Source organism: Burkholderia sp. Tr-20355 (genome assembly GCF_017104685.1).
Lineage (GTDB): Bacteria > Pseudomonadota > Gammaproteobacteria > Burkholderiales > Burkholderiaceae > Burkholderia > Burkholderia seminalis.
The window spans coordinates 49,435-64,066 of record NZ_JAAGPK010000011.1 but is presented as its reverse complement, the minus strand read 5'-3'; the positions used below and the strand labels follow the sequence as shown (position 1 = coordinate 64,066).

At 67.6% G+C, this 14,632-nt stretch carries 11 protein-coding genes; 3 read left to right on the top strand and 8 right to left on the bottom strand.

The features are described 5' to 3' along the window. Window positions 1–10 precede the first annotated feature (10 nt). Window positions 11–1,273, top strand: a complete 1,263-nt coding sequence (locus G3N62_RS04555) for a right-handed parallel beta-helix repeat-containing protein (protein ID WP_124669386.1) — start codon at window positions 11–13, stop codon at window positions 1,271–1,273. A gap of 36 nt (window positions 1,274–1,309) precedes the next feature. Here the strand turns inward: G3N62_RS04555 and G3N62_RS04550 are convergent, their stop codons facing one another. Further along, on the bottom strand, window positions 1,310–2,872 hold the full coding sequence (locus tag G3N62_RS04550) for a mannose-1-phosphate guanylyltransferase/mannose-6-phosphate isomerase (RefSeq protein WP_124669385.1): 1,563 nt from the start codon (window positions 2,870–2,872) through the stop codon (window positions 1,310–1,312). Then, window positions 2,869–3,531, bottom strand: coding sequence for a drug:proton antiporter (locus G3N62_RS04545; RefSeq protein WP_080288009.1), 663 nt, complete (start codon window positions 3,529–3,531; stop codon window positions 2,869–2,871). Before G3N62_RS04545 ends, G3N62_RS04550 begins: the two co-directional genes overlap by 4 nt. Before the next feature lie 239 nt (window positions 3,532–3,770). On the opposite strand from G3N62_RS04545, the gene G3N62_RS04540 reads away from it, so the two are divergent. Then, window positions 3,771–4,988 (top strand): glycosyltransferase family 4 protein, encoded by a 1,218-nt coding sequence (locus tag G3N62_RS04540; RefSeq protein WP_080288016.1) that lies wholly within the window; start codon window positions 3,771–3,773, stop codon window positions 4,986–4,988. 699 nt (window positions 4,989–5,687) lie between these two features. Next, window positions 5,688–7,079, top strand: coding sequence for a sigma-54 dependent transcriptional regulator (locus G3N62_RS04535; RefSeq protein ID WP_034191559.1), 1,392 nt, complete (start codon window positions 5,688–5,690; stop codon window positions 7,077–7,079). A 60-nt stretch (window positions 7,080–7,139) separates the two neighbouring features. Here G3N62_RS04535 and G3N62_RS04530 read toward each other — a convergent pair whose 3' ends face one another. The 6 genes from G3N62_RS04530 to G3N62_RS04505 form a co-directional block, all read right to left on the bottom strand. Then, window positions 7,140–9,590, bottom strand: a complete 2,451-nt coding sequence (locus tag G3N62_RS04530) for a glycoside hydrolase family 2 protein (RefSeq protein ID WP_241012845.1) — start codon at window positions 9,588–9,590, stop codon at window positions 7,140–7,142. Between the two features lie 29 nt (window positions 9,591–9,619). Then, window positions 9,620–10,675 carry a DUF1839 family protein gene (locus tag G3N62_RS04525; RefSeq protein WP_034191689.1) on the bottom strand — a complete coding sequence of 352 codons (1,056 nt, stop codon included), beginning with the start codon at window positions 10,673–10,675 and terminating at the stop codon, window positions 9,620–9,622. Next, the gene (locus G3N62_RS04520) at window positions 10,672–11,646 is read right to left on the bottom strand and encodes an amino acid--[acyl-carrier-protein] ligase (protein ID WP_034191557.1); all 975 of its coding nucleotides are present in this window, start codon (window positions 11,644–11,646) and stop codon (window positions 10,672–10,674) included. Before G3N62_RS04520 ends, G3N62_RS04525 begins: the two co-directional genes overlap by 4 nt. After that, the gene (locus G3N62_RS04515; RefSeq protein WP_034191556.1) at window positions 11,643–12,839 is read right to left on the bottom strand and encodes an acyl-CoA dehydrogenase family protein; all 1,197 of its coding nucleotides are present in this window, start codon (window positions 12,837–12,839) and stop codon (window positions 11,643–11,645) included. The genes G3N62_RS04520 and G3N62_RS04515 overlap by 4 nt, the downstream gene beginning before the upstream one ends. Continuing rightward, the gene (locus tag G3N62_RS04510; protein WP_006490451.1) at window positions 12,836–13,087 is read right to left on the bottom strand and encodes an acyl carrier protein; all 252 of its coding nucleotides are present in this window, start codon (window positions 13,085–13,087) and stop codon (window positions 12,836–12,838) included. Before G3N62_RS04510 ends, G3N62_RS04515 begins: the two co-directional genes overlap by 4 nt. A gap of 167 nt (window positions 13,088–13,254) precedes the next feature. Next, on the bottom strand, window positions 13,255–14,037 hold the full coding sequence (locus tag G3N62_RS04505) for a Crp/Fnr family transcriptional regulator (RefSeq protein WP_034191555.1): 783 nt from the start codon (window positions 14,035–14,037) through the stop codon (window positions 13,255–13,257). Between the last annotated feature and the right edge of the window lie 595 nt (window positions 14,038–14,632).

Below are 14,632 nucleotides of genomic sequence, written 5' to 3'. Positions count from 1 at the left end.
ATGATTCGATATGCGCAGATCGCCATGCCTGTCCCGCGTATGCATCGGTCTCGCCGGCGTGATGATGGCGAGCGGGCTGGCGTGGCCGGGATTCACCGAAGCGGCATCCGGCGCACCCGCACCGGTTACGATTCGCTCGAGCGTACCCGACGTGTACGTTCATCCTGCCCCGGACGCAACCGATCAGGCTGACGAACTGCAACGCGCGCTGGACCGGCTGCAGTCGGGACAGCGCCTGGTGTTCATGCCGGGTCGGTATGTCGTTGGCCGCTCGCTCGTCGTGCGGCAGCCGCATGTCGTGCTGTCGGGTTTCGGCGCGGCGTTGATCGCGACGGCCCCCGATGATCAGACGATCGAGATGCGCGGCGGCGATACGACGCTCGTCGGTTTTCGGATCATGGGAACCGGCTCGGCGCGTCTCGCGACGCCGGAGTCGACCAAGGTCGAGGTCACGGGGCACGGTGTGCAAGTGCTCGACAACGTCATCGACGGCGGCGCCAGTGCCGGCATCTTCGTATTCGGCGGAACGGACGTCGCGATCGTCGGCAACGAGGTGCTGTCGACGCTGGCCGACGGCATCCACATCACGCATGGGGCGCGTAACGTGCTGGTCAAGGGCAACCTCGTGCGCGGCACCGGCGACGACATGATCGCCGTGGTGAGCTACCAGGGCGACGGCGTGCTCAGCCGCAACGTGCTGATCACCGGCAACTCGCTCGAAGGCAACGCGTGGGGGCGCGGCATCACGGTGGTCGGCGGTGCCGACGTGACGATCGAGAACAACGTCGTGCGCAACGTGCAGGTGAGCGCGGGCATTCTCGTCGCGCAGGAGGACAGCTTCCGGACTTACGGCGCGTCCGGCGTGCTGGTCGAGAACAACGAGATTTCGGATATCCAGACCGCGGCCGTGCGTACCGATCCGCGCCCGCTCACGCAGCAGGCCGCGATCGACGTCAGCACGTGGTCGGGCTCGGTGACGCGCGTGGCCGTGATCGGCAACCGCGTGTCGCGCGCACGGTTCGCCGGCATTCGCGTGTGGGGAAACGTATCGCAGTACCGGATCGCGGACAACCGCTTCTCCGCGATCGGCGGCATGCCCGTGCAGGTAGGCGGGGGCGGAGGCTGCCCCTCGGGTGGCGCGCAGGCCGGGTCGTGCGGGGCGCAGGTTGTGCAGCAAGCATTGGCCGACAAGGTCGGGGCGGACCCCTCGGCGTTGCCGCGCGTGCGTGAAGCGCTCAGGCAGGCGCGCCCGTCGCGGCGCGGCATCGATTGACGACTCGATGCACGCGCCGGCAGGCGCGGCCCGCGATTAGCGGACGACGTCTCCCTCCACCACTTGCACGTTCGACACCGCGTGCCGTTCCGGCAGCGTGTCGACGACGGGGCGCCCGTACTGATCGTCGAAGCGCACGATGTCGTCCTCGCCGAGATAGTTGCCCGACTGCACCTCGATGATTTCCAGCGGAATCCGGCCGGGATTCTCGAGACGATGGACTTCGCCGACGGCGATGTACGTCGACTCGTTCTCGCTGAGCAGAAAGGTCTCGTTGCCGCGCGTCACCTTCGCGGTGCCGCGCACGACGATCCAGTGCTCGGCGCGGTGATAGTGCATCTGCAACGACAGCCGCTTGCCCGGGTCGACGACGATCCGCTTCACCTGGAACCGCTCGCCGAGATCGATCGAATCGTAGTGCCCCCACGGACGCTGCACCTTGCGGTGCTCGCTCGCCTGCGGGCGCCGGTCGCTCTTCAGGCGCGCGACGATGTTCTTCACGCGCTGCACGTCGTGCTTGTTCGCGACGAGCACCGCGTCGGGCGTTTCGATCACGACGACATCCTTCATCCCGACGCACGCGACGAGACGACCCTCGGAGCGCACGAGGCTGTCCTGCGTGTCCTCGAACACGATCGGGCCGCGCGCGACGTTGCCGTGATCGTCCTTCGGCATGATTTCCCAGATCGCATCCCACGTGCCGACGTCCGACCAGCCGGCCGAAAGCGGCACCACGATGCCCTCGATGCCGAGTTCGCTGTGGTCGGCGAGACGCTCCATGACCGCGTAGTCGATCGAGTCGGACGGGCAGGCGTCGAAGGCCGCCGCGTCGATCCGGAAGAACGGATCCTCGGCGACGCCCGCTCGCCATGCCGACTCGCAGGCCGTGTGGATCTCGGGCGCCAGCGCGCGAATCGCGTTGAGCCAGACCGAGGCGCGCGTGACGAAAATCCCGCTGTTCCACCAGTAGTCGCCCGATTGCAGGTAGCGCTCGGCGAGCACCGCGTCGGGTTTCTCGACGAAGCGTCCGATCGAATAGCCGCCTTGACCGCCATGGCGGCTCGTCCGCGGCTCGCCCACCCGGATATAGCCGTAGCCCGTTTCCGCGCGGCGCGGCAGCACGCCGAGCGTGACGATCGCGCCTTCCTGCGCGTAACGCGCCGCGCGTGCGATCGCGTCCTGGAACGCGCCGACATCGGCGATCACGTGATCGGCCGGCATCACGGCGAGCACGGGATCGTCCGCGAGCGCGCTGGCGTCGAGCGCGGCGAGCGTGAGCGCCGGTGCCGTATTGCGCGCGGCGGGTTCGAGCAGGATGCGCGCGGGCGCCGCACGGTCGACCACTTGAGCGGCGCTCATGATGCGATGCTGTTCGCCGCATACCAGCAACAGCGTGTCGCCCAGCGCCGCGTTCGCGATGCCGTTCAGGCGGCGTGCGGTCGCCGACAGCGGCGATTCGTTCGACGTCAGTTCGATCAGCTGCTTCGGATACTGTTCGCGCGACAGCGGCCAGAGGCGCGTGCCGGAACCGCCGGCGAGGATGACCGGCAGGATGCGTGGCAGGTCAGGCTCGGGAACCGGGCGTAGGGTGCGGGTCATCGGTTGGCTCCGGTATCGGCGGGCAGCCGGTTGTGTACGCGGCCGTCGGCGCGCGCGTCTTCGGTTCGGGGCCGGGCGGTCGAAACGGCCCGGGACAGCAGCTGGCGCAACGCGCCGGCGGCGCGGTCGGCCGGCCGGATCATGCCGACGAACGGCGCGCCCTGTTCGAGATACGGTCCGTATGCCTTGCGGAATCCGAAACGTTTGTAGAACGCCTGGCGCGGCTCGGGGACGTGCATGCGCAGCGCGGCGTCCGGCCACGCGGCCAGCGCGGCGGTCAGGGCACGTTCGAGCAGATGCTCGAGCGTATCGCCGTCGCGGCACGCTTCGCTCGTCAGTACCTTGTCGATCACGACGTCCGGATCGATGTCGTCGCCGGGCAGGATCCGTGCGTAGGCCGCGACTTCCGCCGTGTCGCCGTTGCACACGGTCGCATAGACGTGCAATGCGCCCGCGTCCTTGCCGTCGATGTCGAGATGGGTATGCGCATCCTCGACGACCAGCACGGCGTTGCGTGCGCGCAGGATTGCATAGAGATCGACGGCGCTCAGATGTTCGAATTCACAACAATGCCATTCCATGATGCGGTCCTCGTGTGAAACCTTCAGCACGCCGTGCCGCACGGACGCGTTCGTTCCGTGCGGTGTGGCGATGACCATGATGCGGATGGCGTGCGCGCCGGTCTGTTCGAAAGCGCACTCACGGTCCGGTTTGTCGTCCCGCTCGCAGTCCGGCAAACCGGACCGTGAACAGCACGACGGTTCCGGCGCGCCGACAGCAGCGCAATGTGCGATAGCACACATCGGTCGTGGCGGGGCTTTCCGATAATTGGCACGACATGGGGCCGTGTTGCGCGGCTGACCCATATCGAACGTCAATGAAGAATCGGGAGCGGTACTTGAAGATTGCGATCGTTCATGACTGGCTGGTCGTGCCTGGCGGCGCCGAACGCGTGCTGGCGCACATGATCGACTGCTTTCCGCAGGCCGACGTCTACAGCCTCGTCGATTTCCTCGAGGATCGTGACTGCCTGCGCGGCCGCGCGGTGCGCACGTCCTTCATCCAGAAGCTGCCGTTCGCGCGCACGCGCTACCGCAGCTACCTGCCGTTGTTTCCGCTGGCGATCGAGCAGTTCGACCTGTCGGCCTACGACGTCGTGCTGTCGAGCTCGTATGCGGTCGCGAAGGGCGTGCTGACCGGCCCGGACCAGTTTCACGCCAGCTACGTGCATTCGCCCGTGCGCTACGCATGGGACCTGCAGCACCAGTACCTGAACGAGGCCGGGCTCGCGCGCGGGCCGAAATCGGCGATCGCGCGGGCGCTCCTGCATTACATCCGCAACTGGGATGCGCGCTCGGCGAACGGCGTCGATCGCGTGGCCGCGAATTCGCACTTCATCGCACGCCGCATTCGCAAGACCTACCGGCGCGACGCGACGGTGATCTATCCGCCGGTCGACGTCGACCACCTGTCGCTGCGCCCGGACAAGGACGCGTTCTACCTGACCGCGTCGCGGCTCGTGCCGTACAAGCGGATCGACCTGATCGTCGAGGCATTCTCGCGTACGCCCGAACGCCGCCTCGTCGTGATCGGCGACGGGCCGGAGATGGCGAAAATCCGTGCGCTGGCCGGGCCGAACGTCACGCTGCTCGGCTACCAGCCGTTCGACGTGCTGCACGACCACCTGCAGCGCGCGCGCGCATTCGTGTTCGCGGCGGAAGAGGATTTCGGCATTTCGCCGGTCGAGGCACAGGCCTGCGGCACGCCGGTGATCGCGTACGGGAAGGGCGGCGTGCGCGAATCGGTGCGCGCATGGCCGGGCACCGGCGCAACGGGGCTGTTTTACCGCGCACAGACGGTCGACGCGCTGCTCGACGCACTGGCCCGTTTCGAAGCGCTGCCGCGCGGGTCGATCGATCCGCATGCATGTCGCGCGAATGCCGAATTCTTCGGCTCGGCGCGCTTTCGGGACGAGTTTACGCGCTTCGTGATGGACGGCTATGCTGCGTTACAGGAGGAAATGGCCGGTCCCGCCGGTTTCACGCCGGGCGACGACGCATCGGCCGTGGACGGCATGCGCGACCGGCCGGTCCGGCAGGGCGAGACGGCACTGTGAGCCCGGGCGGCGATCGTGCCGGTTGATTACGGTATGTAACGGTCGGGCGACCCGCGCGCGGCGCCGAGACGGCCCGGCCGGCCGGCGGCACGCACGATTATGCGGTACATGGAATGCGGTGCCGGTTTTTTTCTCGGATTTCGATGAAAATCACATCCAATCGACGGCGCCAATCTCGCGGAAAAGTAGTATTTGGCACTGATTGACGGGAATGCTCGTAGATAATCAAATCTCAGTGGCCAAAGGGGTGTCGCGCGGGGCGACCCGGCTGCGTAACCGCCTGATTCAGGATTATCTTTTGGTAACAAGACCATCGCGAAACGGGGTGTAAATTCACGAACGGATCACATGCGGCGGTCATTCCGCAAGCGGGTTGGCCGCCGTCCGGTTCAGCATCGGGCGCGACTGTCGTGTACGACGCGACGCACATGCGGACGGATGTTCCGTTTGCCGACGTGTCCCGCCTGACGGCGGGTCGCTTCAAAGCCGGAATGTCGCGGCTCCCGCAGCCGCGCGTTCCGTTCGAGTTCGATGACAACGAGGCCGGGTGACACATCCGGCTCGACCTCCGGGGGTTCTCGCCGTGTGCAGATTCGATCTTCGCCAAGACTGCGGCAACGCAGCGCGGAAAGGCGGCCATGCGCCGCCGGCCGCGGCGCACACGAACGGGTCACGGAGTGAAGAAAGTGATGGGTCGTTATGAATATGCCAATAACGCGCGATAAGAGCGCCGGCGCGGGGAGCGGTAACGGGCAGCGTCCGCTGATCTACTGGACGCAGTCGCCTTCCGTGATGCTGCGAAAGGAATTGTCGCGCCGCGACTGGAAAGTGTCGGTCGTCGCGCATGCGAACGAGTTGCGCGACACGTCCGGCGAAATCACCTGCGGCATCCTCGATCTCAGCGGCGGCCATGCCGATGCGATCGGCAGCATCGCGTCGACCTGCGCGTCGATGCGCGACGTCGTGTGGGTCGCGCTCGTCGACGTCGGCCAGACCGCGTCGCCGAACGTGCGCGCGCTGTTGCGCGACTATTGCTTCGACTACGTCACGTTGCCCGCGTCGCATCAGCGGATCGCCGATACGGTCGGCCATGCGTACGGCATGGAGTGCCTGTTTGCCCGCGACCGCGAACAGCTCGAATCTGAGGAGAAGGGCATCGTCGGCACCTGCAGCGCGATGCTGCGGCTGTTCGATACGGTGCGGCGTTTCGCGCGCACCGACGCACCGGTATTCGTGTTCGGCGAAACGGGTACCGGCAAGGAACTGACGGCCGTCGCGATCCATCGCCATTCGGAACGACGCAACGGCCCGTTCGTCGCGGTCAACTGCGGCGCGATTCCGCCGCATCTGCTGCAGTCCGAGTTGTTCGGCTACGAGCGCGGTGCGTTTACCGGCGCGAACGCGCGCAAGATCGGCTATGTCGAAGCCGCGAACGGCGGCACGCTGCTGCTCGACGAAATCGGCGACCTGCCGCACGAGAGCCAGGCGAGCCTGCTGCGGTTTTTGCAGGAGCGTTCGATTCACCGGCTCGGCGGCAGCGATCCGGTGCCGGTCGACGTCCGGATCGTGTCGGCCACGCACGTCGACCTGCGCGATGCGATGGAGGAGGGCCGTTTTCGTGCCGACCTGTTCCACCGTCTGTGCGTGATGCGTATCGACCAGCCGCCGCTGCGCGCGCGCGGCAAGGACATCGAACTGCTCGCGCATCACATGCTCGAACGTTTCCGCGGCGACGCGCGCCATCGCGTGCGCGGTTTCTCGACCGATGCGATCACCGCACTGTACAAGCACGACTGGCCGGGCAATGTCCGCGAACTGATCAACCGCGTGCGCCGTGCGGTCGTGATGACGGAAGGGCGGCTGATCACCGCGCGGGATCTCGAGCTCGAATACTGTCTCGATGCGGCGTCGCCGTCGGTGGCCGACATCCGCAAGTCGATCGAGCGCGAGGCGATCGAAACGGCGCTGCTGCGCACGCGCGGCCGCGTCGCGGCTTCCGCGCGCGAACTCGGCGTGTCGCGCGCGACGCTGTATCGCTGGATGGAGGCGTACGGCATCGAGCGGCCGCGCGGGACGGGCTCGTCCGACTGAGCGGTTCGATCGGGCGGGGATGGAACACGCTCGCGGCACACGGCGGCCGCGAGCGCCGCATCAACCGGCGTGCGTCGCGCGCACCGCGCGCGCGGCATTCACTGCACGGATGTCCACCGCAGGCGGCACGTCGTCGCTCGCCGGGTTGTGCCCGGCCGATTGCAGCGGAACGAGCGCGACGCGCGCCGGCGTGCCCGGCGCGAGGTGGAACCAGTCGTCGCGCGGCATGAAGCCCGGTGCGTCGATCTGCACGTGGCGCGCGACGTGCCGCGTGTCGATGTCGACATGCCACGTGCCACCGGTGCGCGATACGCACGCCTCGATTCCGAGTTCGCGGCGCGCCAGTACGGCCGGATGGGTGCGGGACGGGAAATGGAACGCCTGCGACAGCAGGGTGCCGTCGTCGGTGCGCAGCGTCGCGACAACGGTGTCGTGTTCGCAGGGCCCGAAACGGTATGCATAGGTCCAGTCGAAGAAACGGCCGAGCAGGTCGGCCGAGCCGATCCGCATCGCGTCGTGCGCGGCGATCCGCACCGGGCAGCCGGCCCGCGCGACCGGCGTGCGGCCGTCGCGCAGCGCGACCAGCTCGATCGACGCCGACAGCGGCGCCGGGTGCTCGTTGACCACGTGCACGTCGAGCCCGTTCAAGCCTTCGTCGACGAGCAGCACCTGGACTGGCTGCAGCACCTGCCGCAGCGCATACCACGCCGATTTCGGCCGGTGCGCGGCGTCGATCACCCCCCATCCTGCTCCGGGCATCACGTCCTGGAACTGCCACACGAGCGCGCCGGCGCAGCGCGAGCCGGTGCGCCGCCACTCCGAGAACGTTTCGCGCATCAGGTCGGCGATCACCGCGCGCGACAGCTCGAAGTAGCGGGCCGGATCCTCGCGCCGCAGCCGGTCGGGCGCGACGTCGTACAGCGTCCGCAGATAGTGGTCGCGGACATCCTCGAAATCCCACGACGTGCCGGGGTCGCGCGGCACGGCCGTCTTCCAGCGCGGCTCGTGCACGCCGGGCCAGCCGAGCTCCGCGAGCGTCGCATCGCACGGCACGTTCGCGAACGCGAGGCATTCGCTCGCGAAGCGCACGTCGGCGCGGCGCGCGTCGTCGAGCGGGCGCAGGTACGCGCCGACGCCGTAGTAGTGCGACACGCGTTCGCGCGGCGTGAACGGCAGCACGCCGCCGTCGGGCGAATCGGGCACGTACGGGACGTCGGGGCGGCGTGCGGCCGCATGGCCGGCCAGCCGCTCGGCCGTCAGCTCGAGGAAGCGCTGCTTCGGCGCGAGTCCCGACATCGCGGCCTGTTGTGCGATCTCGCTGCCGCCGCACAGCACCGCCAGTGACGGCGAAGCGCCGCGGCGCGCGAGAAACTGATCCGCCTCGCGATCGACGTTGTCCGCGAACGCGGGATCGTCGAGCGCGTAGTCGAAGTTCGCGAACATGAAGTCCTGCCAGACCAGCAGCCCGAGCCGGTCGCACCATGCGTGGAACGCGTCGGCCTCATAGGTCATCGTGCCGCCGACGCGGATCATGTTGAAGCCGGCGTCGCGTGCGAGCCCGAGCAGGCGGCCGTAGGCCGCGTCGTCCGCGTGCAGCGCGAGCGGGGCGGCGCTGCTCCAGCACGCGCCGCGCGCGAACACCGGTACGCCGTTGATGCGCAACCCGAAGCCCTTGCCGTCGGCGCCGCCGTCGACCTCGATCGTGCGGAAGCCGGTCGAGCCGAGCGGCCGCCGTTCGTCGCCGATATGCAGCGTGATCTCGTAGAGTGCCGGTTCGCCGTGCGTATGCGGCCACCAGCGACGCACGCTGGGCACGGCGACGCTGGCGCGCAGGCGGTCGGTGCCGGTGCGTTCCAGCGTCGCATGATGCTCGCCGCACGACAGCCGCGCGGCGATGCTGTCGGGCAGCGGCGCGGCGAACGCCAGTTCCGCGTCGAGCCAGCCCGTGTCGCCTTCGATGCGCGCCTGCAGGCGCGCATCGACCAGGACGGGGCCGTGGGCCGGATCGAGCACCTCGACGGGCCGCCACGGGCCGGCCGGTACCGCCGGCGGAAACCAGCCCGGCATGTGCCCGAACAACGATGCGCGGACCGTGCGCAACGCGGCCGGCTCGGCGAGCCGTGTGCGCCAGCGCGCCCGGCGCGGCGCGCGCGCGTCGCGCAGCCGCGGCGCGAGCGCGCGAAAGCAGAGCGTCAGCCGGTGCGTGCCGTCGAGCGACACGGGTACGTCGTGCGTGACGAACATGCTGTCGGAGCGGAGGATCGGCGTGTCGTCGAGCCAGGCCTGCGCGAGCGTCGCGAGGCCGTGGAAGCGCAGCACGCGCGGCCCGTGCCCGCGCAGCTCGATCCGGTACCAGTGGTCACGCTCGTCGAGCGAGCGCGCATCGTCGACCCGGCCGGCCAGCGTGAGCGCCTGCGCGACCGTGCCGGGCACGGGCGCCGCGATCCAGCCGGCGTCATCCGCCGCAAGGTCGCACGGTTCCCGCACGGCGCCCGCGGCCGTCGCGAGCATCGACCACGCGGGCAGGGCTCGCGCGCGCGTCACCGCATGACCGGCACGGGCGCCGCGTCGCTGCGCACGGGCGCGACATGTCGCAGCGGCGCGCCGATCTGCCGCGCGCAGGCGACGAGGTCGGCATACGCGGCCTCGATCGCCTCGAGCGTCGAGTCGCCGCGTTCTTCCTTGCCGCGCGCGCAGGCGCGCGCAAGCCGGAATTCCAGCACCATCGCTTCCGACGCGATGCGATCGCACGCGGCGCGGATCTCGGCGAACGGCCCGACGCAGCCGCTGGCCTGCAGCCAGCGTGCGTAGTGGCCGAACAGTTCGAAGTTTGCGCCGAGCTGCCGCACCGAATTGAACGAGTACGCGTGGAAGTGCTCGAGCGGTGCATCGGCGAGGGTCCGTGCGTCGGTCTGCAACTGCCGCCGGAAGGCGGCGATCGGATTGACGACCGGCAGGCGCCGCAGGTGACGCTGCAGCGCGGCGAGCGATGCGTCGCAGAGCGCGCGCTCGTCGAGCGGCGTAAACCGCCGTTTCGCGCATTCGACGTACGGCGGCAGCGTCATCGGCGAACTGCCGCCGACGAGCCCGTTGTAGTCGAAATCCTCGGCCACGTAGTAACCGCTATTGTGGAAATAGCCGATCTGGTGCTTCACGCGGTCGATGGCGTCGATGCCGATCGTCGTCTTCGTGTGTTGTGTGCGATAGCTGCTGCCGCGCGTGTCGGGCAGGAACCACGCGTCGACCTCGACGATCATCAGGTGGCCGCGCGCGACCTGGGTCTCGATGTGCTGGTCGAGCGGTTCGTAGATCGAATGTTCCTGCACGACGATCCCGTAGAGCCGCTCCAGTTCGTCGTGCGGAAACTTGAAGAACGTGAACTGGTCGCCCTCGAAATCGAGCGCGATCGTAAACGGCAGCGCCGCGTACGGATTCAGGCCCCACCACCGGAGCACCTCGAGCCACATGTCGACGTAGCAGTTGGTCTGCTTCCAGACCATCTCCTGACTGTGCAGCGGGTGCGGCCGGTAGTGGCGTGCGCGGTGGCGCACGTCCTCGAACGACGCGTCTTCGCCGTCGCGGGAGACGAACCTCATCGCGCGCCCCACAGTACGTCGCGCACCTCGACCGGCCATGCGTCGATGTCGAAGCCGTGGTGGCGGAACAGCGCGAGCGTGAGCCGTTCGAGGCCGAAGCCGACGCAGCCCGTGTGCGCGACGTCGTCCGTTGCGGTGCGGATGTTCCACAGCAGGCCGAAATGGTCCATGTGGTAGTTGAAGCTCAGGCACGCGGTCTGACGGTCGTCGTGCTCGATCGGGATCAGCAGCTCGAACTTCAGGTTCTGCTCGCGCTGGCTGTTCGCGACGATCTTGCCGCCCCGGCCGAAGAACGGATCGTTGGCGAGATCGATCGCGTTCGGCAGGCGCAGCGCCTCGATCATCCGCGTGCCGCGCTCGATCCACGTTTCGCGGAACGCGACGATCTGTTCGGGCGTGCCGATGCGCACGTACTCGCGCATCCGGAACAGCTGCATGCGGGTCGGGTCGAGCGACGGCTCGTGCCGGAAGCAGTACGAGAACACGTCGACGATCCGGCCGTCGGCGGGCAGCGCCCCCGCGCGCGCGACGACCGGATAGACCGGGTAGCACGCGGCCGGCGTCATCACGACGTAGGTCGGCTTCTGGCTTTCGGTCCAGTCGTCGCCGCGATCGAGGCACTGCAGCACGCGCTGGTGCTGGTGTTCGTCGCCGCAGAACGCGTGCACGCTGCCAGCCAGCTGCGGGAAGCTCTTCATGTATTCGCTGCGCTCGAACTCGATGCGGCTCATCGCCGGCGGGAAGCGCAGCACTTCGGCTTGCTGGTCGGCGCCGACGCGCGTGACGAATGCGTCGAGCGCTTCGACGACGCGCTCGAATCGTTCGCTGCGGCCGAACAGGCCCTGGATGCCGGTCGAGACCAGCAGGCCCGCGTCGATCAGTTCGTCGCGCAGCGGGTTGACGCCCGCGCGGTCGAGCGGCGCGTCGGCGGGAGTGGAGGCGGCGGAGGGCACGGCGAGGCGATCGTTCACGTATGTTTCTCCAGCGTCGCAGGACGCAGCGCGAGCAGCAGGCTCGCAGTGTTGGCGGCAATGCGGTCGTTGCTGATCATCAGCGGCGCCGCGAGCAGGTCGCGAATGTGACGGCCGATGCTGAACGGCGTGCCTTGCTTGTAGCCGGCCATCCCGCAGATCATCATCGCCTGGTGCGCGACTTCGAGCGCGGTCGTCGACACGTAGGTCTTCAGCGTGTTGATCTCGGCGGCCCGGGCCATGCTGGCCGACCACGAGCTGGTCGACGCGTTCGCGTGGAGGCGCAGCACGGCGTCGACACGGGCCTGCATCGCCTGCATCAGCGCGAGCGATTCGGCGATGCGCCGCGCCGCGGGCGACGGCGCGCCGTCGGTCTGGCGCGCCTGTGCGCGGAAGAACTGGTGCGCGCGATGGAACGCGTCGCCGGCCACGCCGATCCAGACGGCGGCCCACAGGATGTGCGACACCGGCACCATCGTTTCTTCGGCGATCTTCGCGAACGGGACCGGCAGGCACTGGACGGCGGCGCCTTGCGCATCGAGCACGAAGCCGTTGCTGCAGGTGCCGCGCATCCCGAGCGTGTCCCATTCGCCGCGGCGCGTGAGCGTATAGCCGTCGCGCAGCAGCGTGACGAGCACCTGCTCGGACGCCGGGGCGTCGGCGTCGCGGCGTGCGGTCGCGAGGATGCCGTCCGCATAGTCGCCATACGAGATCGTCGGCGCGGATTTGCGCAGCCGGAACCCGCCGCCGTCGGTTTCGAGCGCGCACTGGCTCGCGCGCAGGTTGCCGCCGACGCCGTCTTCCGACGTCGCCGACGCGAGCAGCCACTGGTGGCGCACGAGCTGCTGCAGGAACAGCTTGTGCCAGCCCTGGTCGGCAGCATGGTCGACGATGCAGGCGACCTGGATCTGGTGCATCGCGAACACCATCGCCGACGACGCGCAGGCCTGGCCGAGGATCGAGCAGGCCGACGCGATATCTTCCAGCGACGCGCCCGCACCGCCGAGATGGGTCGGCACCATCGCGCCGAGCAGCCGGCGCGCGCGCATTGCCTCGATCGCCTCGACGGGGCAGCGCGCGTCGCGATCGACCGCATCCGCGTGCTGCGCGGCGATCTGTGCGACGGCGTGCGCGGCCTCGTCGAGCCGATGCGATTCGCTGTCGGCCGCGAGTTCGGGAAGCGGCGCGCTCATGCGGAATGCTCGGTGCGTTGCAGGGTGGCGATCGTGTCCGCGAGTGCGTCGATGCTGCGGAACAGGTTGCGGTTCAGCATCTCGTCGGGAATCTCGATGTTGAACTGCTTCTCGATCGCGAGCATCAGCTGGATCGTGTCGAGCGAGGAGAGGCCCGCTTCGTAGAGGTCGTCCCCGTCGCCGATCGAATCGATCGCGGCTTCGAGGTGGGCGACGTGCTTGAGGATGGTTCTGATTTCGTTTTTCACGTGCTGCTCCGGCGTGCGTGGTGTCGTCCGCTCGGGCAGACGCGCGATGTGCGCTGACGTCCCCCCGGCAGTCCGGCATCAGTAGACCATTGGCAGGCACGGCGTTCTGTTCGCCACCCTACAATCGGCTGACCCGGCGTGCTCGCGGTGCCGGGCCGGTCCGTCGATCACGCGCGCGATGCGGCCGGCACGCCCGAGTCGGCCGACAGAATGCGCTTCATTTCGTCGCGCACGATCGCGCGGCAGCCACACGACATCCTTTCGAGGCCGTCGAGGTCGGCAAGCTCGATCGAGCTGCGGTATTGCCGGATCAGGCCGAGCTTCTGGATTTCGCCGGCGGCATCCGTGACCGTTTCGCGCCGCACGCCGAGCATCTGCGCGAGCATGCTGTGCGTCACCTGGATCTCGATGCTGCGCGTGCGGTCGTACGCGAGCAGGAACCATCTGCATAGCTGATGTTTCAGCACGTGATGCCGGCTGCAGAACGTGATCTGCGACACCTGCGCCATCAGCAGACGCACGCAGACGAACACGAGATGGCGGATCACCGGCGATGCGTCGAACGCGGCGGCGAATACGCGCCGGTCGAGCCGGTAGACGAAGCCGTCGCGGCAGGCCACCGCACGGCAGGGCATCCGGCCGCTGCCGCCGATCACGTCGTCGCAGACCACGCTCTCGCTGCCGATCTCCGCCACCTCCAGCGTCATGCCGCCGGACGACACGTACTGCAGCGAGATCGCCGTCGTGACCGGCAGGTACACCGCGGTGAGCATTTCACCGGGTTCGCACAGCACTTGCCCCGATTTCAGGTGAACGAGCTGCAGGTGGGGTGCCAGCGTGGCGAGTTCGTCGCGGTCGATGGCCGCGAGAAACCGGTTGGCATCGAAGCTGTGGGAAAGCTCGATCATGCCGTTCGCGTAGGCGACGGCGTCGTTGGCCTGGAGAGTCACGGCACATCCTCGTAGGGTGGCGATCTCGCGTCGTCGTGGCGGTCCCGTGAAAACGGGATTCAGCACGATCGTGCGAATTTGTGTTCATCGAAAATCGAATGACGATGCTGCGAAAAGGCTAGCACGCGATTGAAATCGATCAATTGCACATTACGTCATCTTGCAAAGTTTGACGATTTTGGTCGAGTGCAAACGTCATGCGGATTTAATGGTTCATTTCCGTCGAATTAATCATCCGGAAATGGAATGCCGAGCGGGTCCGTCATTCGATCTTGTTCGGGAATCAATCGGATGACGGTGTGCATCGTACGTGAAAATCATCGGGCGCACGTTGAACATTATTTGACAAATAAACGGGGTCTGCCTGAATGTCCATCAGGATCAATGGCTTGCATGCGATGTGTGCGACAGGTTACAGAACGGGGAATGCGTATGCCGATTCAAATTTGAGACAGTTTCAAACGAACGTGTGAAGCACGGCGACATCGGGAAGCGTGGTCCTGAACATCACGGAAACAATTGAAAATCGGCTGTAAGTGTTTGAACGACAAGCTTCGCGACCCCGATCCGTTTGCCCCGGCTCGATGCAGAAGAA

What these genes read in the sequence shown, in the direction of transcription:
- G3N62_RS04525 (WP_034191689.1), bottom strand. Translation starts at nt 10,675, where the DNA reads ATGAGGTTCGTCTCCCGCGACGGCGAAGACGCGTCGTTCGAGGACGTG.
- G3N62_RS04555 (WP_124669386.1), top strand. Translation starts at nt 11, where the DNA reads ATGCGCAGATCGCCATGCCTGTCCCGCGTATGCATCGGTCTCGCCGGC.
- G3N62_RS04530 (WP_241012845.1), bottom strand. Translation starts at nt 9,590, where the DNA reads ATGCTCGCGACGGCCGCGGGCGCCGTGCGGGAACCGTGCGACCTTGCG.
- G3N62_RS04515 (WP_034191556.1), bottom strand. Translation starts at nt 12,839, where the DNA reads ATGAGCGCGCCGCTTCCCGAACTCGCGGCCGACAGCGAATCGCATCGG.
- G3N62_RS04550 (WP_124669385.1), bottom strand. Translation starts at nt 2,872, where the DNA reads ATGACCCGCACCCTACGCCCGGTTCCCGAGCCTGACCTGCCACGCATC.
- G3N62_RS04545 (WP_080288009.1), bottom strand. Translation starts at nt 3,531, where the DNA reads ATGGTCATCGCCACACCGCACGGAACGAACGCGTCCGTGCGGCACGGC.
- G3N62_RS04535 (WP_034191559.1), top strand. Translation starts at nt 5,688, where the DNA reads ATGAATATGCCAATAACGCGCGATAAGAGCGCCGGCGCGGGGAGCGGT.